The following is a 22,643-nucleotide window of genomic DNA, read 5'->3' on the forward strand; positions in this document are numbered from 1 at the left end:
ATCGCCGATGAATCGGCTCCTACAGGGGATCTCGACGCTCTTGTAGGAGCCGATTCATCGGCGATCCCGCGCCAGCGAGCAAGCTCACCACACCATCTCGCAACGGCGAATCACTCGCCGGTCGGCATCGCCGCCTTATCCGCCACGATCTCTTCTCGCAACGCGCGCAACTTCGCCTTCAGCTTCGCCTCATTCTCCGGCCCGATGCGAATCATGAACTTCTGCCCGACCGATAACTGCTCGAGTGTCTGGTTCGCATAAACGTAACCGACCTTCTCCGGCAGCAACTGCTGGTTACCCTTCGGCTCCGGCGCAGCAAGCAAGTGATCGATCACCTCGATCAGCCTGTCGTTGAAGTAGCCATTCGTGCCCAGGTCGCGATAGGCCTGCTGGAACAGCGGATAGTTGCGTTTGTACCAGGCAGCGGCTGCCTTGGCATTCATCCTGTCAGCGACATACATGTAGGTCGCGTAGCGCTCGACATTCTTCTTCGACGCGACGAAGTTGCCATCGTCCGAAACCACCTGGAAACGGCCCGTCGGCGTGCGCAACGGCACCACGTTCATGCCGACGCTCTGCTTCGGCAATGCATCGATGGTCGAGACCATGCGCGAGACGATCGCCTCGGGGCGTAGAAGCGTTTTCAATGCACCGTCACTGGTCAGGGCCATGAGGCCCGCCAGCACATCGTCATCACTCTGGTCCAGGGCTGGCAGGGCCGCCGTCGATCCACTGACCGGATCGATCGGATGTTGCACGAGCGGCGCATCGTGCACCGTGGTCGACGACGCGGACGCCGCCGGTGCAGTCGAGAAGGCCGGCGCCGTGACGGCATCACGTGCCTGCTTCTCCCGGAAGATGAAGATGCCGACGACGACAAGTATCGCGACGATCAGCAAACCCGCAACCCACTTCGAACCCGACGACTGACTGCCCAACGCAGCTTCTCCTGCCAAAAACCTAGCCCCATGGGACTACGAACGGCGGGTTTGGTTCAAGGTTGACTCAAGCCCCACATCATGCACCTACCGCGCCGCTTGCGGAAAGGGCCAGTCGGCACCTAGTCTGAGTTTGCCGGACATCCCCCCATGGTCCGGCACCAGGGCACCACCCCATCGATAACGTCTGTAGGAGGAACTATGGCTTTCTCTGCACGGCAAGACGCTACCCCGATCTCGGGCATCAATGTCACTCCACTCGTCGACGTTCTCCTGGTCCTGCTGATCATTTTCATGATCTCGGCACCAGTCGTCGCTCATAAGGCGCGCGTGGACCTGCCTTCGCCAGGCTCGCAACCGCCTGCGGCGATGATGGAACCCATCGACATCACGATCGAACCCAATGGCATGACGTTCTGGAATCACGTATTGGTGACCGACGCCGCACTCGCGACGCAGATGGCGTTACTCGGCTCGCGGGAAGGTGACAAGCCTTCCATTCACATCAGTGCATCGGACGACGCGGCGTACGAAGATGTAGCGAAGGTTCTTGCGGAGGCGAAGTTCAACGGGCTCTCGAAGATCGACTTCGTGAACCGGGACTAATCTTCCCCGTAAAGTTGCCCGGCAATCAGCCGCTCGCTGACAAGCAGCGAGCGGTCCACCGACCGACCGGCAACTCGCATGGTCTGGGCCATGGCGTCACGCCAGGTCTCTTGGTCGCCCGCGCGATAGGCGAACCACGCCGCGCATCGCGGCGATAACACCGAGTTCCCCCAATCGGAGCGATGAAGTGCGGCCGCGTCCGGCAGCAACGCCGGATCATCATGCAAAACGGCGGCGGCGAAGGCTATCTCCGACCGGATGAGGTCGATCGTCTCCGCATATGCCGACCGGGCAAACCGGTGCTCAGGGACGAGTCCTTCAAGCCTGGGGCCGAATTCGACGACCTGCCCCCACTCGCCACATTGCTGATGCCGTTTCACGGCGTACCACACGCCGGTGATTGAATCGCCCATCAGCGCTTCGGCGTCATGCGTCTCCAGCTTCGAGATCGGTATGCCTCCGAGCAGCTTCGCCTTGGCGAACACCGGCGCCATCAGCGCCTCGCCCGGCGGGTGCCTCCACCAGCGCCACGCGATCGGTCCATCCGTCTCGTAACCGTCCCGGCCCGGAAACAGGTTGCAGACGGGCAGGAAAAGAACGGCAACACACCCCGTCAGCAATGCTCTCTCCGTCTCCGTGGGCATGAACGGAACCGCCAATGCGACAAGCGTGGCGAAGACGAGCGTAGCTGTCACACCGCCGAGCGCGAAGACGATCATAGGTACCCGGTAGGGCCGCGAGGGATCCGGGAGAGCGTAGACATAACCAGCGGGAAGCGGATGGATATAACGCTTCCAGCGAACTTTCCAGCCTCGTCCCCATGGGGCGATATCCACCGCCCCGATCCGCATGAGCAGCACCGTCATGCCATGCCGCCGTGCCGCGATGTAGTGTCCGAGCTCGTGCGCCGCGACCGCCACCGGGAAGACGACGACCATCATCAAGCTAAAAAGCAGGACGCCGGCCGATGACGCGGCGAACAAACACATGACGAACGCTGCGAGGATAAGCATCCAGCGCAGCGTCAAACCTATCGAAACGCCAAGACGCGTCCATCCCGGAGACGGCAACCATGATTCCACGGTTTCATCGCGAGCTTGTCCATCCATGTGCCGACACCCCCATGTCACGTCCCAGAAGCATCGTATGCGGATGCACGCCACGTCAACGATCCGCAGCGTAGCGCCCGCCGGACTCACTTTCCCGGCAACGCGATCTGCACGAATTTCGGCAGGAAGGCGCGACGCAATGCCGGCGTCTCCAGGGCTTTATAGATCGTATCGTGCTGCAGGTCCGGCCGCCTCACGTAGATCCAGTCGAGGCCCTTGGGAGCGTCAGCCGTCAACACGTTGGCGAGTTTCTCGACATTCGGCGCGATGTTGTCTTCGTCGGCGGAAGCGAGATAAAGGCGACGCGAGCCTTTCGGCTGATTCCTGAGCAGGGTCGCCGCCTGATCAAGCAAGGCGCCGTTATTCCACCAGAGACTGGGACTGATCGCGATCACCGTGTCAAACAGTTCCGGTTCGAGCAGGAAACACTCGACCGCGAAAAGCCCGGCCAGCGACTCGCCGATAATGCCCCTGTGCCCATCGACCCGGTAGCGCCTGCCGATCTCCGGGATGAGCTGCTTCGCAATGAAGGTCCGGAAGGCCGCCGAACCGCCGACGTGGGGCGCAATCGCCATGTCGGATGCGACACTCGTCGGCCCGGTCATATCGCGACGGCGTTCGGTGTTCTCGATACCGACGAGGATCAGCGGCTGGACCTCACCGGCGCGAATGCCAGCATCCACAGCCTCCGCCACGTGGGGGAAGTCCTCCTGCATGCCACCGTCCGGCATGTAGAGAACCGGGTAACGGGCCTGGGACGCCTCGTAGCCTGGCGGCTTGTAGACGTTGATGACGCGGGTTTCGGCGGGGGATGCCGTGGGGAGGGTGAAGGTGTCGTGGGGTGGGGTTTGGGCACTTGCCGGGAAGGTGAGGATGCCGGCGGCCAGGGCGAAAATCATGACGGTAGCGCGAGCACCCTTCGCCGCTGAAGCGGCTCCCACAGAAAAAGCTCCTACAGAAGAGGCTCCTACGAAAGACCTGCGCAGGATTGGCATCGATCGCTCCCTCGATAAGTATCGAGGGAGCTTAGGCGATTACATGTTGCGGCGGTACTCACCACCGACGTCGTAGAGGGCGTGGCTGATCTGGCCGAGGGAGTTGTTCTTCACCGCGTCCATCAGCTGCTCGAACACGTTGCGACGCTCGCGGGCGGTCTTCTGCAGGGTGCGCAGGCTTTCCGGGGCCAGGCTGTTGCGTGCGCGGCCGTAGAGCAGCACGTTGTCGATCTGCTGGCCCTTCTCTTCTTCCGTGGAACGGATCAGTTCGATTTCGGTCGAGATCTCGCCACCGTGGTCCTTGGGCAGGAAGGTGTTGACGCCGATGAGCGGAAGCGAGCCATCGTGCTTCTTGTGCTCGTAGTACATCGATTCTTCCTGGATCTTGCCGCGCTGGTACATCGTGTCCATCGCGCCGAGCACGCCACCGCGCTCGCTTATCGCCTCGAATTCCTTGTACACAGCTTCCTCGACAAGATCGGTCAGCTCGTCGACCACGTAGCTGCCCTGCCAAGGGTTCTCGTTGAAGTTGAGGCCGAGCTCGCGATTGATGATCAGCTGGATCGCCACCGCGCGGCGCACGCTTTCTTCGGTCGGCGTGGTGATCGCTTCGTCATACGCATTGGTGTGCAGGCTGTTGCAGTTGTCGAACAGTGCGTAGAGCGCCTGCAGCGTGGTGCGGATGTCGTTGAACTGGATCTCCTGCGCGTGCAGCGAACGGCCGGAGGTCTGGATGTGGTACTTCAGCATCTGGCTGCGTGCGCTGGCACCGTAGCGCTCGCGCATGGCGCGAGCCCAGATGCGGCGGGCGACGCGACCGATCACGGTATATTCCGGATCCATGCCGTTGGAGAAGAAGAACGACAGGTTCGCCGCGAAGTCGTCCACCTTCATGCCACGGGCGAGGTAATACTCAACGATGGTGAAGCCGTTCGACAGCGTGAAGGCCAGCTGGCTGATCGGGTTCGCACCCGCTTCGGCAATGTGATACCCGGAGATCGACACCGAGTAGAAGTTGCGTACCTTATGGTCGACGAAGTACTGCTGGATGTCGCCCATCATGCGGAGCGCAAACTCCGTGCTGAAGATGCAGGTGTTCTGCGCCTGGTCTTCCTTGAGGATGTCCGCCTGCACGGTGCCGCGCACGTTGGCCAGCGTGAAGGTCTTGATCCGCGCATAGGTTTCGGCATCGACCACTTCCTCGCCCGAGATGCCGAGCAGGCCGAGACCGAGGCCGTTGTTGCCTTCGGGCAACCCGCCGGTATACGTCGGGCGATTGCCGTCGGCGTAAAGCTGCGCGATACGCGCCTTGGCGGCGTCCCAGCGCGAGGGCTCTTCGTTGAGGTACTTCTCGACGTTCTGGTCGATCGCCGTATTCATGAACATGGCGAGGATGATCGGCGCCGGGCCATTGATCGTCATCGAGACCGACGTGGACGGTGCCGTCAGGTCGAAGCCGGAGTACAGCTTCTTCATGTCGTCGAGCGTGGCGATGGAAACGCCGGAGTTACCGATCTTGCCGTAGATGTCCGGGCGCGGGGCCGGGTCCTCGCCGTACAGCGTGACCGAATCGAACGCCGTCGACAGGCGCGCCGCGGCGCCGCCCAGCGAGAGGTAATGGAAACGGCGATTGGTCCGTTCCGGGGTGCCTTCGCCCGCGAACATGCGGGTCGGATCCTCGCCGGCGCGGCGATAGGGAAACACGCCGCCGGTGTACGGGTAGTAGCCCGGCAGGTTCTCGCGCATGAGGAAGGAGAGCAGTTCGCCCCAGTCCTTCGTCTTCGGCGGCGATACCTTGGGGATCTTCTGGTGGCTGAGCGAGGTGCGGTAATTCTCGACGCGGATGACCTTGTCGCGCACCTGGTATTCGGTGAACTCGTCAGTGACCGAGGCGTAGCGCGACGGCCACTCGCGCAACAGGGCGATCGCTTCGCTGGTCAGCTCACGCACGGCCTCGTTGTAGCGCTGGCGAAGCGTCGACAACGAACGGTCACCCTCGACGCTCAACGCATCGTGATCGTAGAGATCGAATGCGCGCGGCAGCGCCACGTCACCGATATCCTTCAACGACTCGTAATAATGCTGGGCCTTGCTCGCCGCCTCCGCCTGCCTGGCAATGCCGCTGTTCACGCCGCGGCCTTGCTCGGCGATCTCAGCAAGGTAGCGCACGCGGTTTCCGGGAATCAGGACCGTGGCGCGCGGCTCGCGCAGTGTGGTGTCGATATCCGGCGTCCACGTCGCTTCCGGCAGGGAAAGCTTGCCGCGCATCAGGCGGCAGAGATTGGCGAACATCCAGGTGACACCCGGATCGTTGAACTGGCTGGCGATGGTCGGATAGACCGGCACGTTCTCGTCAGCCATCTGGAAGGCGGTGCGGTTGCGCTTCCACTGCTTGCGCACGTCGCGCAGCGCATCTTCGGCGCCACGCTTGTCGAACTTGTTGAGGACGACGAGCTCGGCGAAGTCGAGCATGTCGATCTTCTCGAGCTGGCTCGCCGCGCCGTACTCGCTGGTCATCACGTAGACGGGGAAGTCGACGAGGTCGACGATTTCCGAGTCGCTCTGGCCAATACCGGCGGTTTCCACGATCACCAGGTCATAGGCCTGCGACTTGAGGAAATCGATGCAGTCGTGCAGCACGATCGACGTGGCGGCGTGCTGGCGACGCGTCGCCATGGAACGCATGTAAACGCGCGGGCTGCGCAGCGAGTTCATGCGGATGCGGTCACCCAGCAGGGCGCCACCGCTACGGCGACGCGTCGGATCCACCGCGAGCACGGCGATGCGAATCGACGGGAACGCGTGAAGAAAGCGCAGCAGCAGTTCGTCGACGACGCTGGACTTGCCCGCGCCGCCGGTGCCGGTCAGGCCGAGGACGGGTGTCTTGTTGCCGGCGAGCTGCCATTCCTTGCGCAGGCGTGCGAGCTCGGCTTCGGGAAGCAGATCTTCCTCGATCGCCGACAGCATGGCGCCGATCGAGATTTCGTCTTCGACCGAGGCCGTCACCGGCGCCGCTTCCACGCGCTGGCTCGCCGCGGCGCGCGTGCGCGACATCACGTCCTCGATCATCTCGGTGAGGCCGAGCTTCATGCCATCGTTCGGGTGGTAGATGCGCTCTACGCCGTACGCCTGCAGCTCACGAATCTCCTCGGGCGTGATCGTGCCACCACCGCCGCCGAACACGCGGATATGGCCGGCGCCACGCTCGCGCAGCATGTCGACCATGTACTTGAAATATTCCACATGGCCGCCCTGATAGGACGACAGCGCGATGGCATCGGCATCTTCCTGCAGCGCCGCGCGGACCACGTCTTCCACCGAGCGGTTATGCCCCAGGTGGATCACCTCGGCGCCCTGGCTCTGGATGATGCGACGCATGATGTTGATCGCCGCGTCGTGCCCGTCGAACAGGCTCGCCGCCGTGACGAAGCGCAACGGCGTCGCCTCCGCGTCGGTGTGGCTGGCGGGGATGTGCTTGGGCTGCGAGCTCATGGAAACTCCGGGGGAAGATCGACTGCGGATGGGGAACCCCGCAATTCTAACGCCGGAGGCCCAGCGGGCTCTGGTGCAGTGCAGCGAGGGGCCTCCCAAGGGCCCGCCCGATCGGGTCTAATGCCCGCTGGGCTAGGGGATGGGGTGGCACGCATGGCCGAGATACCGCACGTCTACCGGTACCGTGGCGTTTCGACCGTCGCCGCGCGTGATCGACCGCACCTCGCCCTGGTGACGGGCAGCCCGGCCGACGCCCCGCCGCCTTACTTCTTCGAAGGGCGGGTACGCCAACCGCGACGGGTGGCCGACGCCCTTACCGCCGTGCACCTGATCGTCGGCGCACGGTTCTTCACCCCAGCCAACACGGTGGCCATGCGCATCGCGCAGTCCGACCCGGTGGTCACCTCCGGCGGCGGCATGCTCCGGTTCGAAGGCTTCTCCGCCTGCTGCAGCACCTATATCCGGGTCGACCTGGGCCCGGAAGGCTACGAGGGCGAGGTGATCGGCAAAGGCAGCACGAACGTCGATTTCAACGCGCCCATGCGTGCGGCCCTGGCCGGGGTGCGCGACGATCATGGATTGGGGCTTTCGGTGGGCGCCGACGAATTCAGCGTCACGACCCGGGGCGCAGCGATCACCGAGCGCAAGGTCGCCCTGCCCGAGCGCTGGATCCGGGGCATGCTGGAGGTGCAGGCCTTTCAGTCGGCCATGGTGCCTCGCTTGCGTGCGCCGGCAGTCGAAGCCCTGCGCTTCCTGCGATCGTTGCCGAGAGCGTCGACCAGCCGCACACCCATGTGGGTGGCACGTGGACCGTCAGGCCTGTTCACCACGACACGTGAACTCGACGATGGCGTGCGCCTGACGGACAGCACGCGCCTGCGCGCTCTTGAAGCCCTGATACCTTTTTCCGAGGGCCTGACCGTGTACGCGGATCCCGCCAACCAGGCCAGCGCCTGGGTTCTGGATTTTCGCGGCCTGCGAGTCACCCTGGCACTCAGTGCTGAAACCTGGCGTGGCTTTTCTGGCGAAGGCCAGTCGCTGCATGCCCTGATGCGGCTGACCAACGACGGCAACGGAGCCGTACTGAACCAGGTACGTGCGCAGCTGAACTGGCAACGTTTGCTACGTGCCGACGAGTTATCGGCGACCACCGGCTTGGCCAGCGATCGCATCGTCGACGCCTTGCGCGTACTCGGCGCCACGGGACTCGTGGGCTATGACGTCGCCGAGCAAGGTCACTTCCACCGTGTCCTGCCATTCGACCTTTCCGCGATCGACGACAGGCACCCCCGACTGGCGGCGGCGAAAGATCTTCTCGCCCACCAGGCGGTGCGCATCGAAAGCGGCGCACCGCTCGTCGCCGCCGTGAAAAGCGATGGCGTGGAGCACCGCGTGCGCGATGTCGACGGGCGAGTGCGTTGCACCTGCCCGTGGTTCGCAAAACACGGTGGCGATCGTGGCCCATGCAAGCACGTGCTGGCGGCGGTCGCGCTGCAGGAAGCACACGCATGAGCGCCACGATGGACCGTGCGCTGGACGAAGCGCTCGAGCGCGGCGATATGGCAGGAGTCGTCAGCGCCTTGCATGGGATACCTCGTGAGGACCGTGCGGCCCTGGTGCCCAAGCTCCGCGAACGGGCCGGGGAACTCAAGGAACAGTACAATCCGCAGCTCTCGTGGCAAGAAAACAAACCCCACCTCGACCGCCGGTTCGCGGTGGGAGCAGGCCTGTTTGTCTGCGGCACCGCCATCGACGCCGCAGGCGCGTTTCTGCGAGCCGAGGATGCCGTCGCATTGGCACGCGCGTTCGATCCGCCGTCACTTCAGGGGCTGGGCGAAGCGATCTTGAGCCAGCCGAGGATCGGCATCGCTCATGTAAATCCCTACATCGAGGCAGGGCTGATGACCAGGCCCGACAGCGATGCGCACACGCTGATGATGATGGATCTACCCACCTATGCGGGCTGGCAAAAGAAGCAGTCGATGGAAGCGTACGTCCGCAGCGACCCCACGCTTCACCAGGTGATCCTTCGAGTGATGGAAATCGAAGGGACGTCTGACGCCAGCCTTGCCGCCGTCGACAAGTATCGCCGGGACGCGTGGTCGATCTTTTTCGCCTCATCGTGGGCGCAGACTCACTTCGGTCGCGACGTATTGCTCGACAAGGCGCTGGACGCCCTCGAACGCGATTGGCCACTCTTTCGGTCAGGCTGGTTCTCGCGGTTCCACGAGAGGCTGGCGCCAAACGCCGACGAACTCATGCCTCGCCTGCCGCGTTACCTGGCGCTTTGCCGCAGCCGCATTTCGCCCACGGTTGGCGTGGCACTGAAGGCACTGGAGAAAATCGACGCGATTTCGCCGATCGACACGCAGGATCTGCTCGACGCGCTCGGTCCGGTCATGCACGCCGCCGCCAAGGGCCACGTCGAGACGGCGATGAAACTGATGGATACACGGCTGGGCGGCGATCCCACGATGGCCGCGTCCGTGGCGCGTCTCCTGGTCGATGCACTCGCGCATGCCGATGCCGGTGTGCAGGCCAAGGCGATCAAACGGCTGGCCAGGGTGGGCGTGAACGCCGACGTCCGCACGATGCTCTCGGCGTTCGTGCCCCTCGTCGCTGCGTCGAATCGTGCGAACCTGGCCATGCTCACGGGTGACTCCGCGGATCGGGACGAGACGCCCGAAAGTCCCTCTCCACAGGAGGTACGGCATGTCGCCGGCCCCTTGGACGCCTCGCGCAAGCTGGCACGCATCGACGACCCGGACACCCTCGTCGAACGAATCGCCTACGTCTTTGAAAACGACACGGACATCGACGCCTTCGAGGAAGTGGTTGCCGCGCTGACAAGGATGGCTCCGCTGGACGCGATCGCACGCGCACGGCTGGCACCGATCGCAAAACGCCTTCCACGCTTGCGCAAACCCGTGGCAGAGGCGCTTGGGCAGTTAGTCGCTTCCCTGCTGGATCTTCCCGTGATGGCGTACCGCCGCCAGGTCGATCACTACGGCGAGCATGCCAGCGTCGACATCCACATCCTCGATCGCATGGTCGACACCGTCGCGACCGCGAAGCACGGTGCCGCACTGGAGCCACTCGACGCGGCGACGCATCGAGGCGGCGTCATCGACCCGGCCAGGCTCGTTCAACGCATGGTGGCGCACGCCGCGGCCAACGTCCCTTGCGATCGCCGACAGGCGGTGCGCGCGTTGCTGCGCCTGGTGCCGATCCCGACGTCCGAGGTACGGATGGAAGCCGCCGCACTGCCAGATTCATCGCTTCGTCGGGCCTTTCGTTACGCGCTGGGCGGTAATCTGGACGAGGGCGATCACGACGTGGCCCTGCTGGCTGCGGCTGCGCGTATCCGTCACCCGGGTACGGACGATCCGCTGCTGCTCGACAGGCTGGGCGATCTGGGCCCCGACACCACACGAGCACCGCGGGTGTCGTGGCAGGTGTCGACCCGACAGCACGAGTACGACGGAAGGACCTATACCTTCCACGACCTCAACGTTGACGCCGATCGACGACCGGCGGAGACGGACCCCCTGTTGATTGCCGCGTTCCGCCACAGGCCGCTCTCGTTCGAGCCCCGCTACGCGTCGCAACGCTGGGCCTATAGCGGCATCGACGAAGGGCTGATCCGTTACTCCGCCATGCAGATGCCATCCTGCCTCGACACCTTCTTCGTCGAAGGCGTACGTGAGCTGGGCAACAACCTGGACTGGTCCGAGGCCCGTTGGCAGAACCGGGCCTACCTCGCGCCGCTGCTCGACCCGACGGTGCACGCCGGACCCATGGGCAGCCTGCTACTCGCCCTCGCACTGGCCGGCAAGGAACCCGGGCAGACGGCTCTGGCCGTCGACGCGCTCGTGCAGATGGCTCTGGACCGGCGTCTCGATGTAGAGCGACTGGCCCTGGACATGCGCGAGCTCCTTGCCACCGGACACGTACGGGCCTCGCGTTATGCGAAGAGCCTCGCGTTGGCCACGCGCGCCGCGCCCGGTGTATCGACGGTGGTCATTCGCCTGCTGGAAGTAGCGATAGGTGCCAGCCCCGGCCAGCCGCCGCGGGACGTCGCCCAGTTACTGGCTCTGCTGCGCGAAACGCTGCTGGCATCAGGTGCACGGATGGGCGACGACACCCGCGCGTTATTGCCCACATTGACGTTGTCGGGCCGGGCGGCGTCGATCCGCAAGGCGCTGATTCACCCCAACCCCGCAGAGTAGGTACTCGCGCGGTGCGTCGTGATGCCCGCGCGCTGCTCGTGCCCCAGCGGCAGTTGCGAATCCACGATGAACACCTGCGGCCGCGTGGTCGGCCCGGTGAGTTGCATGAGCACCCGCTCGCCGAGACTGCCTTCGTGGCTGCGTATTTCATTGGCCAGCGTGGCGGACATGGGGGGCTCGGCAGCCTGCTCGGGATCGTCCCAGAGGTCGCCGACGCGATGAAATTGTTCTTCGCTGACCTCGACCCAGACGCCGATGTGGTAATCGTCCTTGCGACCTTGCACAGGCAGCGGCAGGGTGGCGCGCAGGAAAAAGCGTTCGTCGTCGATCACACAGGCATCGTCGCTTTCGTAGACGTCGAGCGAACGCTCGTCGTTGCCCATCTCGAAAATGGCATCGGGCCGGCCGTAGCTGAGTTCCAGCTCGTCTTCCTCGTGCGTCGCTCCACAGATCGCGCAGGTAGCTGTCATGGGACCGCTCCGTGAGGTAGAGGCCGATGGTAGCTCAGCTGACGTCGGCCCCACCGAGAAAGGCGATCGCCGTCGTCATGACACCTTCATCGTCGACGATGCGGCGATGACCAAGCCGGCGCGTCTTCCACAGCACGGCGCCCGGCCAGAGCCGCGCATACAGCTCACCCTCCTCGACCGGCACGTCGCGATCGGACACGTCATGGATGATCAGGGCGGGCTGGGTGCGTTGCGGCGCATGCCGCTCCACGTGCAGGGCTTCGATCGTCACCCCGGTGCGGGCGGCCAGCACCCGATGCAGGGGCTCGCGCAGGTGGTCGGCGAGCCGGACGAAGCGGGCAAAACGCCGCGTTGCCGCCATCGGGTCGGCCGCCGGCGCGATCAGCACCACGCGCTTCGCGTTCCAGCCGTCCCCGAGTGCCAGCGTGACGGCGGCGCCGCCCAGCGAGTGCGCGATCACCCCTTCCGCATCGCCGTAGTGACGGCCGACGGCCGCCACGGTGCGGGCGAAGTCCGGCAACGTGCACAGCGTGCCTCCACTCTGCCCGTGTCCAGGCTGATCGAAGGAAACCGCGGCCCAGCCCTGCGCAAGGAGCTGCGGCGCCCAGCTTTCCCAGCGCAGGCCCATGCTGGACCAACCGTGGGCCAGCAACACGTAGGGTTGCGTGGAGGGATCGCCCCAGACATAGGTGACGATGGATTCGCCAGCGACGTTCACCTGGTCCTTGCGCGCCGACATGGTGGTCTGCGCGTGCGCGGCCCGCTGGCGGCTGCTCGGCAGCGGGGTCTGGAAGACCCGGGCGGCGTGGGCCACCGTGCGGGTCGGCGCCAGACGGCTGCCGAACCGGTAAGCGAAGCGGATGCCCAACAGGGTCGCGACGGTACGCACGCCAAAACGGCGGGGTGGCTTCATGGGGAGGGGACCGGTGAGCTAAGGGGGATGGGCAAGCTTTCGCGAAGCTGAATACTACCCCGGAGGACCGGTCAACCCCTCGTAAGGAACCCGCGTTCTGGCGCACGAATCCGCATTCGCGGACGTCCCGAGGAGAGAGCTCATATGACGACCCTGACCCACAAACTCGTTGCCCTGGCCGCCCTCGGCCTGGTCGCGGGCGCCGCAACCTACACCCCGCCCGCTGCCGCGCGGGAAGTTGTCGAAGTGGTCACCGTCGGCACCCGCCCCCCGCCGCCCCGCTTCGAGCGCGTTCCGCCGCCCCGCTCCGGCTACGTCTGGGCACCCGGCTATTGGAACTGGTACGGCGGCCGCTATGTCTGGGTCGGGGGCCGCTGGAACAACTATCGTCCGGGCTATGTCTACCGCCCGCCGGTCTGGCGCCCCTACGGCCGCGGCTATCGCATCGAGCGTGAGACCTGGGTCCGCGACCCGCGCTGGCACCGATAAGACTCTTCGTTGCTGCGCCGCACCTACACGGACGCCCACAACGGTTTAAACTAGGCAGCTGACACGACATCTCGCCCCCGCCACCCGGCCGGGGCGATTTTTTTGGATGGTCATTACCGACCCGTGATCCCCATCACGGGCCTTCACCTCGAAGCGCGGTGCTGCTGCCGCTTGTAACTGGAGTTTGCGTTCGATGATTTTCGAAACCATCGCCAACACGGGCCACGAAGAAGTCGTCTTCTGCCATAACAAAGACGCCGGCCTGAAGGCCATCATCGCTATCCACAACACGGTCCTCGGCCCGTCGCTGGGCGGCCTGCGCATGTGGCCGTACAAGACCGAGCAGGACGCGGTCAACGACGTGCTCCGCCTGTCGCGCGGCATGACGTACAAGAACGCCGTGGCCGGCCTGAACCTGGGCGGCGGCAAGGCCGTCATCATCGGCGATCCCTCCAAGGACAAGTCCGAAGCGCTGTTCCGTGCCTTCGGCCGCTTCGTCAACTCGCTCAACGGCCGCTACATCACGGCCGAAGACGTCGGTATCGACGTCAACGACATGGAATACGTCTACCGTGAAACCGAGTACGTCACCGGCGTGCACCAGGTACACGGCGGTTCGGGCGATCCCTCGCCGTTCACCGCGTTCGGCACACTGCAGGGCCTGATGGCCGCACTGCAGGCCAAGCATGGTAACGAAGACGTCGGCAAGTACAGCTATGCCGTGCAGGGCTGCGGCCACGTCGGCAGCGAGTTCATCAAGTTGCTCCGCGAGCAGGGCGCCAAGGTGTTCGTCACCGACATCAACAAGGATGCCGTGCAGCGCTGCGTCGACGAACTCGGCTGCGAAGCCGTCGGCCTCGACGAAATCTATGACGTCGACGCCGACGTCTACAGCCCCTGCGCCCTGGGTGGCACGATCAACGAGCAGACGATCGATCGCATCAAGGCGAAGATCATCTGCGGTGCGGCCAACAACCAGCTGGCCACCGACGCGATCGGCGACGAGCTCGCCCGCCGCGGCGTGGTCTACGCACCGGACTATGCGGTCAACGCCGGCGGCGTGATGAACGTCTCGCTGGAAATCGACGGCTACAACCGCGAGCGCGCCATGCGCATGATGCGCACGATCTACTACAACGTCGGTCGCATCTTCGAAATCTCCGCCCGCGACAACATCCCGACCTACAAGGCCGCGGACCGCATGGCGGAAGAACGCATCAGCGCGATCGGCAAGATCCGCCTGCCCCACATGGGCAACGGCGCGCCGCGTTTCCAGGGTCGTATGCGCGGGCAGTAATCGCTACGCGTAATGGGCAACGAAAAAGCCGCCGGCGTAGTCCGGCGGCTTTTTCGTGGGGACTACAACGTTTGTCTAATCGAGGTGTGAGGCGATTCCCGACAGTATGCCTTTTGCCGCCCATTTGGACGGCTGCATGAAAAGGAAGATCATGAAAAGCACACAGGACGACATCTCAAGCTTCGAGCGCGCGAAACTCGACCCCGCATTTGGCGACAACGGCATTCTCTGGCTCCACGCACCCGACGCTACACAGACCTTCGCCAAGGGTCTTTCCACCACAGCGGACGGATCCATCTTCATTTCCTTGGCGTGCAGATTTGGCCAGCACGCCCCTGATGGCGTCGGCATCGCAAAAATCGGCCCCGATGGCGAAGTGGACCCCGACTTTGGGACACAGGGATACGCCATCTATCCGGAAAAAGCCGCCCGAATGACTCCGTTCGCTCCCCTGATCCTACCGAATGGAGACATGCTGATTCGCTGCCTCGGGGGAGACGCTTACAAACCAATGCTCATGCGAATCCTTGCCGACGGGTCAGTGGATGAGTCCTTCGCCGACGGAGGAGTGCAAACCTTCGATCTGAAAGATTATCGACTGATCGCCGCGGACGTCGTTCCCATGGACGACGGGCGAATCCTGGTGTTCGGACGCGCGACGCATAAGGTCATCGGATCCACCGACGGCATCGTCATACGCCTGCTGGAAAATGGGCAGCTCGATCTTTCATTTCATCAGACCGGCATGCTGTCCCTATCATTCCGCGGCGATGCGACGACCAATGCAAGCCTAGGCCTACTGGTCGACGACAAATACCTGCTTGCAGGCGGCACCGAAACAGAAGCACTGATACGCCGATATCATCTGGATGGTCAGATCGACACGAGTTTCGGGGTGGCCGGCGAATATGCCCTTCCGTCGAGCGATATCAACACCAGCTGGGCAGCGTTCAATGACCTTCTCGTGACGCCGGAGGGCAAGCTCATCGGTGTCGGGGACCAGTATCTCGATCGGTACTCCGGTTTCCTCGTAGGTCTCGACGCCAACGGCCACGCCGATCCCGATTTCGCCGAAGGGAAGGTCCTTTTTACACCTCCCCGTCTTGGCACATCGACGATGTCAAAACTTGCACTGGATACCTCGGGAAGGGTCGTCGTGTACGTTGACCTCAGCAGCGAGGGATTCGTTCTTGGACGCTACTCCGCATCCGGCGCCCTGGACGAAACATTTGGAGATAGAGGTTATCTGTACATCGGTTTCGGTGAAGCCCGCGAGCTTTCCCTCGGATTCGCCATCCAGGGCACACGGGGCATCCTGGTTTCGGGGCAGATCGTCAACACCGCCCCTCCAATGATGAATAGGGCGATCATCATGCGTGTACCGCACGCGTGAACGGGGGCCGCGCACGACTGTATCGCGGGCAGTAATCGCTACGCGTAATGGGCAACGAAAAAGCCGCTGGCGTGATCCGGCGGCTTTTTTTGTCTCCAGCCTGCAGCGTTTGTTCGACCGCGGAGCGGTCACCCGATGAATGGGCGTCGTACGATGGTGTCGACGATACGTCCGGCTGCTCGCACGCCATGGATGCGCGATCGTCGCGAGGATCACAAAAGGAATGTGTCATGTCCGATCGCATTGCCGGAACGGTCAAATGGTTCAACGATGCCAAGGGATTCGGCTTCATCGCGCCAGAAGACGGCTCGAATGACGTCTTCGTTCACTTCAAGTCCATCCAGACCAACGGTTTCAAGTCCCTCAGTGAAGGCGACAAGGTCACGTTCGTCGTCAGCCAAGGCCCGAAGGGACCGCAGGCCGAGGAGGTTCAAAAGGCCTGATCGCGCAGACGCGGAGCCCATAAGGAGCATGGCGGCTGGCGTGCTCCTGTCTCATCCATCACAGGATCGTTGGAGGATGCAGATCATGAAAGACCACAAGGACCGCAGAATGACTCTCGCAGAGGCGAGCAGCGTACGTGTCTGGCCACGCGCCCGCTTCAGGGCCGAGGCCCTGGCGGAACGCCTGGAGCAGCATCACCTCCCCTTCCCACGGTCGACGCTCAAGGTCGGCGACCGGGTCACGTTCGATCTCGGTGAGGGCGTCGACGGACCGCTCTATGCCACCAACGTGCGCCTGATCGATCGAGGCTGAGTCCGTAGCGCGCCATGGCCAACCCGACAGCCGCCAGAGTGTTCTGGTGGCTACACCACAAGGACGACGACCATGAAACGCCCCCTGGAAGGCCTGCCTCTCGCCGAACGTGCCAAGCTCGATCCCACCTTTGGCGACAATGGCATTCTCACTCTCCAAGCCACTGGATACGCCAGAATTTTTGCTTCGACCTCGTGACAGCTCCTGACGATTCGATCCTCGTTGCGCTGAGTTGCCGACAAACCCTGGGTACGGTGGATCCGACTTCTCAGTTGGGTATCGTCAGACTCCATCCGGACGGTGACATCGACCGCGACTTTGGATCCGAAGGTTTCGCGATCCACCCGCGGGACGAGGGCTTTCGCGGCATCGAGCCCTACCTCCTCCCCAACGGGAGCATTCTCGTTCGTGGTGACCTGGCTAACGTACCGGTGATTGCACGGTTCAACGCCGATGGTTCCGTCGACACGGCATTTGCTGGCGAAGGTATCAGGACACTCGACCTCGACGAGTACAGCCTACTCGACGTGAACGTCGTTCCCCTGGACGACGGACGAATCCTGGTTCTGGGAGGTGCCGTCCACAAGAAGCTCGGATCCACCGACGGGATCGTCATTCGCTTGCTCGCGAATGGGGCGTTCGATCCTTCGTTCCATGGCACCGGCCTGCTGTCCGTGCCCTTTCGAGGTGGACCGGATGGAAACGCGCGATCCGGCCTTCCTCAGGGAGACAGGTTCGTGCTCGCCGGGAACACAGAGTCGGAAGCTCTTCTTCGCCGTTATCTTTCGGATGGCAAGCTCGACGCGGCGTTCGGCAAAAACGGCGAATACGCCGTTCCGGTGGACGACATCAACGTTTCGGTCATGTCGTTTGTCAGGCTCCTGGCGACGAAGGAGGGAAAGTTCGTCGCCATGGGAAACGACGGACGCCCGCACAGGCGCGGCTTCCTCGTCGGTATCGATGCTGATGGACACTCCGATGCAGGCTTCGCCGGAGGACAGTTGGCGCAGACGCCAACCCATATCGGTACCTGCTTGTTGCTGGACGTCATGTTCGATCTTTCAGGAAAGATCGTCGTATCCGGCATCGGTGGCGATTTTTTTGCGCACGGTTTCTTCGTCGGAAGGTACACGGCGTCGGGCGTACTGGACGAATCGTTCGGGGATCGCGGCTTTGTGTACGTGGGCTTCGGTGACGCCAACGAGCTTTCGCGAGGATTCACCGTACAGGGCAATCGCGGCATCCTGCTTTCGGGACAGGTCGTCGGCGCGGACGAACTCAATCACGCGATTGTCATGCGCGTCCCGCATACGGTCGGGGACCAGAACCCGGCGGAATGATCCAGGCTGAATCCGTTCAGCGGGCAGAAGCCACCAGCGCCGGCGAAGCCACATGATTCGCCGGCGAAACGACGAAGGCACCGAGCATCAGCAGGCAGGTCAGGGCACCGGCGACGAAGAAGGTCTTCAGCAGGGCGGTTTCGAATGTCATGGTCGTTCTCCTTGGACGATGAATGAAGCGGGGTCGTGATATCGGTTGCATCGGGCGTGCCAACCGACGAAATCCCCTGCAGGGCGCATTCCTGTGGGGTTTTCGGCGAACCGCCATGGCGGGCGCCGGTGTCCGCGGACGTTGGCCCAGGCGTCCGGACGCTGTCCGCCCGCCGGCCAGGCCCCTGTCGCAAGAAACCTCCCCTCTGCGGCAATCTGCTACACTTCGGGCACCCCGGGCTGTCTTGTAAGGCTTTGCCTACACGGAGCTTTTGGGTCAAGGGGGACGCCGTTCGCGGCGGCAACAAACCAGACTTTCCGATCCCGACTTTCGTCGCCTCGATGACGGCGTGGCCGCCCTTTTGCCCGGGGTGACCGCGCCCGCCGGGGATGAAATGGACTTAGCCAGCTTATGAGCGCGATGCCAGCCGAAACCTTCACCTTCGACGACGTACTCGAGCGTCTGCGGTCCGTGCTGCACGAGACCTTCGAAATCGACCCGGCGAAGGTCACTCCCGAGGCCAACCTGTTCACCGACCTGGAGCTGGACAGTATCGACGCCATCGATCTGGCGATCCAGGTGCAGGACATGACCGGCACCCGGATCAAGCCCGAAGACTTCAAGAGCGTGCGCACCGTGGGCGACGTGGTCGCCACCGTGCAGACCCTCGTCGCCCGCTGAGCGGACCGATGGCCGGCAGTCCCGGACCGCGCGACACCGCGGCGCGACCCTTCGCGCCCTGCGCGGTCGTTCCGATCTACAACCACGGGCGAACCATTGCCGCGACCGCCAACGCGCTCGCCGGTCATGGCTTGCCGGTCCTGATCGTGGACGATGGATCCAACGCCGAGACCCGCGCCATCCTCGACACCCTCGTCAATGGCCGCGACGACCTCCACCTGATCCGCCTTGTCGCCAACGGCGGCAAGGGTGCGGCCTTGAGCGCCGGCTTCATGGCCGCCTTCGACGCCGGTTACAGCCACGTGCTGCAGATCGACGCCGACGGACAGCACGACACCGCTGATGTACCTCGCTTCCTGGCCGAGGCGAAAGCCGCGCCGGATGCCATGGTCTGCGGACGCCCGATCTACGATGACTCCGTGCCTCGTGCCCGTCTTTACGGGCGCTATCTCACGCACGTTTGCGTCTGGGCCGAGACCCTGTCGTTCGCTATCCAGGATTCGATGTGTGGCTACCGGCTCTATCCGCTGGACGCCACGCGCGCCGAGATCGCACGCAAGCCCTTGCCGACCCGGATGGACTTCGACACCGAGATCGCCGTCCGCCTGTTCTGGCGGGGCGTGCCGGTGCGCAACCTGCCGACCCGGGTGATCTATCCGGAAGACGGCCTGTCGCACTTCCGCATGTGGCGCGATAACGCGCGGATCACCGTGATGCATACTCGCCTGCTACTCGGCATGTTGCCGCGTGCGCCGGGCCTTCTCTTTCGCAAGCTCCAGAACAGGGCACCTTGATGCGCCGTCTGATCGCCTTCTTCGCCCTGCTCTGCGCGTTCGCCGTCCATGCGCAATCGCCGACCCTCACCGACGACGTGCTCGGTCACCTGGCGAAGCATCCGCAGGTGCGCGCCGAATTCACCCAGAGTCGTGACAATCCCGCACTTGCCGCGCCGCAAATCAGCCATGGCGACCTGTTGTTCGTCATTGGCCACGGCATGGTCTGGCACACACGCGATCCGTTCGAGGACACGCTGGTCTTCACCTCGGGCGACACCTCGCGGCTGAACGCACAGGGCAAGCTGGAGCGCGTTCGTGACGGCAATCGTGGCGTCAGCCAGGTGTCCGGGATGCTGCAGTCCTTGCTCGCCGGCAAGTCCGACGATGCCGCGCGCCAGTTCACCATCAGCGCCGAAGGCACGCCCGGGCACTGGACGCTGCACTTCGTGCCGCGCCAGTCCCGCGTGGCAAAGGTGCTCGCAGGCATCACGCTCAAGGGCGACGATTTCCTGCAGTCGATCGAAGTGAATCTCGCCAGTGGAGAGCGGACGCTCATCGTCTTCGCCAACACGCGCGATGCCGGCTCACTCACCCTGGTCGAAGCCAAGGTGCTCGGCATTCCATGAAGTCGCTCTCGACCTCGCAGCGCGCCGGCCTGTTCGCATTCGCGTCGCTGGTCGCCTGCCTGTTGTGCGCGTGGCTGTTGTTCGGTCGTGGCACGTCGCCACTGCAAACCGATGTGCTCACCCTGCTGCCCGCGACGGAGCGCCATCCGCTTGCCGAGGACGCCGTCGAGCGACTGGCCAGGGCCAGCGGCGATCGCATGGTGCTGCTCGTCCACGACAAGGACGACGACACGGCCAAGGACGCCGCACGCGAACTCGGCGCCGCGCTCAGCCCGGACCCTGCGTTCGCCTCGGTGATCGCGGAGCTGCCGCCGTTCGATCTCGACCAGCTGGTCACGCCCTTCCTGCCGTTTCGCTTCCACCTGCTGACGCCGGAAGACCGCGCCGCGTTGACGACACCCGGCTTCGACCCCGTCGATGCGCTCAAACGCCGTCTCAACCAACCTTTCGGCGCCAATGTCGGCGCGAAGCTCACCGACGATCCCTTCGGCTGGATGCAGCACTGGCTCGATCGCCAGCCGTGGAACCGCTCGGCCCTCGTGCCAGAGGACGACCTGCTTACCGTACGCCGCGACGACGGCACCTACGTGCTCGTCATCGCCACGCTCAGGGGTTCGTCGTACGACGACGTCGTGCAGCGCCGTGCGCTGGCGGCACTGGAGCGGGCGGAAGGCGCGATGGCGGCAAAGCACCCGGGTACGGCGCTGCTGCGCACCGGGGCGATCTTCTACGCCGCCTCGGCTCGCGCCGGGGCCGAGCACGATACGCATGTGGTCGGCATCGCTTCCACCGTAGGTATCGCGCTGCTGTTGCTCCTGGTATTCCGCTCGCTGCGACCGTTACTGATCGCCTTCGTCTCCACGGCGCTCGGTGTGATCGGCGCGATCGCCGCCACCGTGCTGGTCTTCGGCCAACTGCACCTGTTGACCCTGGTGTTCGGCGCGGCGCTGCTCGGCGAAGCGGTGGATTATTCGATCCAGTACCTGTGCGCGCGCGCCAACGCCGGCCGCCAGTGGAACGCCGAGCGCGGCGTACGCCAGGTACGTCCGGCCCTGCTGCTTGCGCTGGCAACGTCCCTTCTGGGCTATTCACTGCTCGCGGTCGTACCTTTCCCGTTCCTGCGCCAGATGGCCGTGTTCGCCATCACCGGCATGGCCGTGGCCTGCGCCAGCGTGTTCTGGCTGCTGCCGGCACTGGCACAGAAGCCTGCGCGGACGCCGCTCGCCCCGGGCCTCGTCCGGCTCGCCCTCGGCTGGCAACGCATTGCCTCGGGGCGACGCGCACTGCTCGGCGTGGCCATGCTTTGCGTGGTCGCCATACCGGGCTGGCTGCGTCTGGGCCACGACGACGATATCCATCTGCTCATCTCGCCGCCGAAGGCGCTGGAAACGCAGACAGCGACCATTCGCGACGTCGCCGGCTTCGGCGGTGGCAGTCAGTTCTGGCTGGTCGAAGGCGCCAGCGCCGAGGAAGTCCTCCAGCGCGAGGAGGCGCTGACCGACCGGCTGCAGGCCTGGGTCGCCGATGGCAAGCTCGGCGGCTGGACCGGGCTCACCGCGATGCTGCCGTCGGCGCGTCGGCAGGCATCGAACATCGCCGCGCTCGCGCCACTGTTCACGCCGCGCGAGCGCATGACCGCATGGCTGGGCCAGGCCGGCTTCCGCGCGGACGGGAGCGCCGGCTTCGTCGCGGCCTGGCCCGGCCGGGCATTCACGCTCGACGACTGGCTGGCCATGCCCGCTTACACGCCGTTTCGCTATCTGTGGATGAGCGGCGGCGAGCATGGCGTCGGCAGCATCGTCGTGCCGCAGGGCCAGGACGACGCAAACCTGCTTCGCGCGGCGGCCGATGGCCTGCCGGGCGTTTCGCTGGTCGACAAGCCGGCCAGCATCACCGCCCTGTTCGGGCGTTATCGCGGCTATGCCGACGTCTGGCTCGGCGGCGCACTGGCGCTCGTCGGACTGGCCTTCCTGTGGCGCTACGGGGTGCGCGCCGCGTGGCGCGTCCTGTTGCCGCCCGCCCTCGGCATCGTGCTCAGCGTGGCTGCACTGGGCTATCTCGGTGAACCCCTCACCCTGTTCCACGTCATGGCCTTGATGCTCGTCCTCGGCGTCGGCGCCAACTACGCGGTCTTCCTGCGTGAGGGCGAACCACATGTCGCCCACCTGCCGGGCGCGGCGTACGCCGGCGTCCTGCTCTCGGCGGTCACCGCCCTGCTTTCCTTCGGCCTGCTCGCGCTCAGCACGATGCCGGCCCTGAGACACTTTGGCCTCACCCTGCTCCTCGGGATCGGCTTCACCGCGCTGCTTGCGCCGGTAAGCGCCCCCGCACCGAAGAATCGAACCGCATGAACAACGCAGCACACGACACCGGAGGTCGCGC

The 22,643-nt window shown here is 64.4% G+C and carries 20 protein-coding genes; 13 read left to right on the plus strand and 7 right to left on the minus strand.

Translation table 11 applies throughout. From position 1 onward, the window contains the following. Positions 1 to 110: 110 nt before the first annotated feature. Positions 111 to 938 carry a DUF3014 domain-containing protein gene (locus BJI69_RS01050; RefSeq protein WP_071924830.1) on the minus strand — a complete coding sequence of 276 codons (828 nt, stop codon included), beginning with the start codon at positions 936 to 938 and terminating at the stop codon, positions 111 to 113. A gap of 201 nt (positions 939 to 1,139) precedes the next feature. On the opposite strand from BJI69_RS01050, the gene BJI69_RS01055 reads away from it, so the two are divergent. Continuing rightward, positions 1,140 to 1,544, plus strand: a complete 405-nt coding sequence (locus BJI69_RS01055) for an ExbD/TolR family protein (RefSeq protein WP_071924831.1) — start codon at positions 1,140 to 1,142, stop codon at positions 1,542 to 1,544. On the opposite strand, the gene BJI69_RS01060 is transcribed toward BJI69_RS01055, so the two are convergent. The 3 genes from BJI69_RS01060 to BJI69_RS01070 all read right to left on the minus strand — a co-directional run bounded on the left by BJI69_RS01060 (position 1,541) and on the right by BJI69_RS01070 (position 7,140). Beyond that, positions 1,541 to 2,653 (minus strand): site-2 protease family protein, encoded by a 1,113-nt coding sequence (locus BJI69_RS01060; protein WP_125902953.1) that lies wholly within the window; start codon positions 2,651 to 2,653, stop codon positions 1,541 to 1,543. The two genes, BJI69_RS01055 and BJI69_RS01060, sit on opposite strands and share 4 nt — an antisense overlap. A gap of 86 nt (positions 2,654 to 2,739) precedes the next feature. Next, the gene (locus BJI69_RS01065) at positions 2,740 to 3,648 is read right to left on the minus strand and encodes an alpha/beta hydrolase (RefSeq protein WP_244890707.1); all 909 of its coding nucleotides are present in this window, start codon (positions 3,646 to 3,648) and stop codon (positions 2,740 to 2,742) included. Positions 3,649 to 3,687: 39 nt separating this feature from the next. Continuing rightward, complete coding sequence (locus BJI69_RS01070; RefSeq protein ID WP_046968916.1) at positions 3,688 to 7,140, minus strand: methylmalonyl-CoA mutase family protein; 3,453 nt, start codon at positions 7,138 to 7,140, stop codon at positions 3,688 to 3,690. 153 nt (positions 7,141 to 7,293) lie between these two features. On the opposite strand from BJI69_RS01070, the gene BJI69_RS01075 reads away from it, so the two are divergent. Both BJI69_RS01075 and BJI69_RS01080 read left to right on the plus strand, forming a co-directional pair. Next, positions 7,294 to 8,652 carry an SWIM zinc finger family protein gene (locus BJI69_RS01075; RefSeq protein ID WP_052767309.1) on the plus strand — a complete coding sequence of 453 codons (1,359 nt, stop codon included), beginning with the start codon at positions 7,294 to 7,296 and terminating at the stop codon, positions 8,650 to 8,652. Next, positions 8,649 to 11,369 carry a DUF6493 family protein gene (locus tag BJI69_RS01080; RefSeq protein ID WP_046968915.1) on the plus strand — a complete coding sequence of 907 codons (2,721 nt, stop codon included), beginning with the start codon at positions 8,649 to 8,651 and terminating at the stop codon, positions 11,367 to 11,369. The genes BJI69_RS01075 and BJI69_RS01080 overlap by 4 nt, the downstream gene beginning before the upstream one ends. Here the strand turns inward: BJI69_RS01080 and BJI69_RS01085 are convergent. Together BJI69_RS01085 and BJI69_RS01090 are read right to left on the minus strand one after the other, a co-directional pair. After that, the gene (locus BJI69_RS01085; protein ID WP_046968914.1) at positions 11,348 to 11,839 is read right to left on the minus strand and encodes a DUF2199 domain-containing protein; all 492 of its coding nucleotides are present in this window, start codon (positions 11,837 to 11,839) and stop codon (positions 11,348 to 11,350) included. The two genes, BJI69_RS01080 and BJI69_RS01085, sit on opposite strands and share 22 nt — an antisense overlap. 34 nt (positions 11,840 to 11,873) lie before the next feature. Next, a complete protein-coding gene (locus BJI69_RS01090; protein WP_046968913.1) occupies positions 11,874 to 12,752 on the minus strand; it encodes an alpha/beta hydrolase in 879 nt (292 codons plus the stop codon). A gap of 144 nt (positions 12,753 to 12,896) precedes the next feature. Between BJI69_RS01090 and BJI69_RS01095 the strand changes: the two genes are divergently transcribed. The 6 genes from BJI69_RS01095 (at position 12,897) to BJI69_RS01120 (ending at position 18,027) form a co-directional block, all read left to right on the plus strand. After that, complete coding sequence (locus BJI69_RS01095; protein WP_071924834.1) at positions 12,897 to 13,241, plus strand: YXWGXW repeat-containing protein; 345 nt, start codon at positions 12,897 to 12,899, stop codon at positions 13,239 to 13,241. A gap of 193 nt (positions 13,242 to 13,434) precedes the next feature. Next, on the plus strand, positions 13,435 to 14,538 hold the full coding sequence (locus BJI69_RS01100; protein WP_046966271.1) for a Glu/Leu/Phe/Val dehydrogenase dimerization domain-containing protein: 1,104 nt from the start codon (positions 13,435 to 13,437) through the stop codon (positions 14,536 to 14,538). Between the two features lie 136 nt (positions 14,539 to 14,674). Next, a complete protein-coding gene (locus tag BJI69_RS01105) occupies positions 14,675 to 15,931 on the plus strand; it encodes a hypothetical protein (RefSeq protein WP_162200966.1) in 1,257 nt (418 codons plus the stop codon). A gap of 230 nt (positions 15,932 to 16,161) precedes the next feature. Beyond that, positions 16,162 to 16,374: a cold-shock protein gene (locus tag BJI69_RS01110; protein ID WP_046966273.1), complete on the plus strand. Its 213-nt coding sequence runs from the start codon at positions 16,162 to 16,164 to the stop codon at positions 16,372 to 16,374. 85 nt (positions 16,375 to 16,459) lie between these two features. Further along, on the plus strand, positions 16,460 to 16,687 hold the full coding sequence (locus tag BJI69_RS01115; RefSeq protein ID WP_125902954.1) for a S1 domain-containing protein: 228 nt from the start codon (positions 16,460 to 16,462) through the stop codon (positions 16,685 to 16,687). Between the two features lie 14 nt (positions 16,688 to 16,701). Further along, entirely contained in the window at positions 16,702 to 18,027 is a 1,326-nt protein-coding gene (locus tag BJI69_RS01120) for a delta-60 repeat domain-containing protein (RefSeq protein ID WP_078022954.1), read from the plus strand. 16 nt (positions 18,028 to 18,043) lie between these two features. On the opposite strand, the gene BJI69_RS22985 is transcribed toward BJI69_RS01120, so the two are convergent. Further along, complete coding sequence (locus BJI69_RS22985; RefSeq protein ID WP_280136181.1) at positions 18,044 to 18,178, minus strand: hypothetical protein; 135 nt, start codon at positions 18,176 to 18,178, stop codon at positions 18,044 to 18,046. A 411-nt stretch (positions 18,179 to 18,589) separates the two neighbouring features. On the opposite strand from BJI69_RS22985, the gene BJI69_RS01125 reads away from it, so the two are divergent. The 4 genes from BJI69_RS01125 to BJI69_RS01140 are packed head-to-tail and all read left to right on the plus strand — an operon-like array spanning position 18,590 to position 22,612. Next, the gene (locus BJI69_RS01125; protein ID WP_046966276.1) at positions 18,590 to 18,859 is read left to right on the plus strand and encodes an acyl carrier protein; all 270 of its coding nucleotides are present in this window, start codon (positions 18,590 to 18,592) and stop codon (positions 18,857 to 18,859) included. Positions 18,860 to 18,867: 8 nt separating this feature from the next. Beyond that, positions 18,868 to 19,653 carry a glycosyltransferase family 2 protein gene (locus BJI69_RS01130; RefSeq protein ID WP_046966277.1) on the plus strand — a complete coding sequence of 262 codons (786 nt, stop codon included), beginning with the start codon at positions 18,868 to 18,870 and terminating at the stop codon, positions 19,651 to 19,653. Then, positions 19,653 to 20,261: a LolA family protein gene (locus BJI69_RS01135; protein WP_046966278.1), complete on the plus strand. Its 609-nt coding sequence runs from the start codon at positions 19,653 to 19,655 to the stop codon at positions 20,259 to 20,261. Before BJI69_RS01130 ends, BJI69_RS01135 begins: the two co-directional genes overlap by 1 nt. Next, the gene (locus BJI69_RS01140; protein WP_046966279.1) at positions 20,258 to 22,612 is read left to right on the plus strand and encodes an MMPL family transporter; all 2,355 of its coding nucleotides are present in this window, start codon (positions 20,258 to 20,260) and stop codon (positions 22,610 to 22,612) included. The genes BJI69_RS01135 and BJI69_RS01140 overlap by 4 nt, the downstream gene beginning before the upstream one ends. Positions 22,613 to 22,643: the final 31 nt, after the last annotated feature.

The organism is Luteibacter rhizovicinus DSM 16549, from assembly GCF_001887595.1.
Lineage (GTDB): Bacteria > Pseudomonadota > Gammaproteobacteria > Xanthomonadales > Rhodanobacteraceae > Luteibacter > Luteibacter rhizovicinus.

Bases quoted from the DNA above. Each gene is read 5' to 3' on its own strand.
- BJI69_RS01055 (WP_071924831.1), top strand. From the start codon at position 1,140: ATGGCTTTCTCTGCACGGCAAGACGCTACCCCGATCTCGGGCATCAAT.
- BJI69_RS01060 (WP_125902953.1), bottom strand. From the start codon at position 2,653: ATGGATGGACAAGCTCGCGATGAAACCGTGGAATCATGGTTGCCGTCT.
- BJI69_RS01065 (WP_244890707.1), bottom strand. From the start codon at position 3,648: ATGCCAATCCTGCGCAGGTCTTTCGTAGGAGCCTCTTCTGTAGGAGCT.
- BJI69_RS01070 (WP_046968916.1), bottom strand. From the start codon at position 7,140: ATGAGCTCGCAGCCCAAGCACATCCCCGCCAGCCACACCGACGCGGAG.
- BJI69_RS01075 (WP_052767309.1), top strand. From the start codon at position 7,294: ATGGCCGAGATACCGCACGTCTACCGGTACCGTGGCGTTTCGACCGTC.
- BJI69_RS01080 (WP_046968915.1), top strand. From the start codon at position 8,649: ATGAGCGCCACGATGGACCGTGCGCTGGACGAAGCGCTCGAGCGCGGC.
- BJI69_RS01085 (WP_046968914.1), bottom strand. From the start codon at position 11,839: ATGACAGCTACCTGCGCGATCTGTGGAGCGACGCACGAGGAAGACGAG.
- BJI69_RS01090 (WP_046968913.1), bottom strand. From the start codon at position 12,752: ATGAAGCCACCCCGCCGTTTTGGCGTGCGTACCGTCGCGACCCTGTTG.
- BJI69_RS01095 (WP_071924834.1), top strand. From the start codon at position 12,897: ATGACGACCCTGACCCACAAACTCGTTGCCCTGGCCGCCCTCGGCCTG.
- BJI69_RS01100 (WP_046966271.1), top strand. From the start codon at position 13,435: ATGATTTTCGAAACCATCGCCAACACGGGCCACGAAGAAGTCGTCTTC.
- BJI69_RS01105 (WP_162200966.1), top strand. From the start codon at position 14,675: ATGAAAAGGAAGATCATGAAAAGCACACAGGACGACATCTCAAGCTTC.
- BJI69_RS01110 (WP_046966273.1), top strand. From the start codon at position 16,162: ATGTCCGATCGCATTGCCGGAACGGTCAAATGGTTCAACGATGCCAAG.
- BJI69_RS01115 (WP_125902954.1), top strand. From the start codon at position 16,460: ATGAAAGACCACAAGGACCGCAGAATGACTCTCGCAGAGGCGAGCAGC.
- BJI69_RS01120 (WP_078022954.1), top strand. From the start codon at position 16,702: ATGGCCAACCCGACAGCCGCCAGAGTGTTCTGGTGGCTACACCACAAG.
- BJI69_RS22985 (WP_280136181.1), bottom strand. From the start codon at position 18,178: ATGACATTCGAAACCGCCCTGCTGAAGACCTTCTTCGTCGCCGGTGCC.
- BJI69_RS01125 (WP_046966276.1), top strand. From the start codon at position 18,590: ATGAGCGCGATGCCAGCCGAAACCTTCACCTTCGACGACGTACTCGAG.
- BJI69_RS01130 (WP_046966277.1), top strand. From the start codon at position 18,868: ATGGCCGGCAGTCCCGGACCGCGCGACACCGCGGCGCGACCCTTCGCG.
- BJI69_RS01135 (WP_046966278.1), top strand. From the start codon at position 19,653: ATGCGCCGTCTGATCGCCTTCTTCGCCCTGCTCTGCGCGTTCGCCGTC.
- BJI69_RS01140 (WP_046966279.1), top strand. From the start codon at position 20,258: ATGAAGTCGCTCTCGACCTCGCAGCGCGCCGGCCTGTTCGCATTCGCG.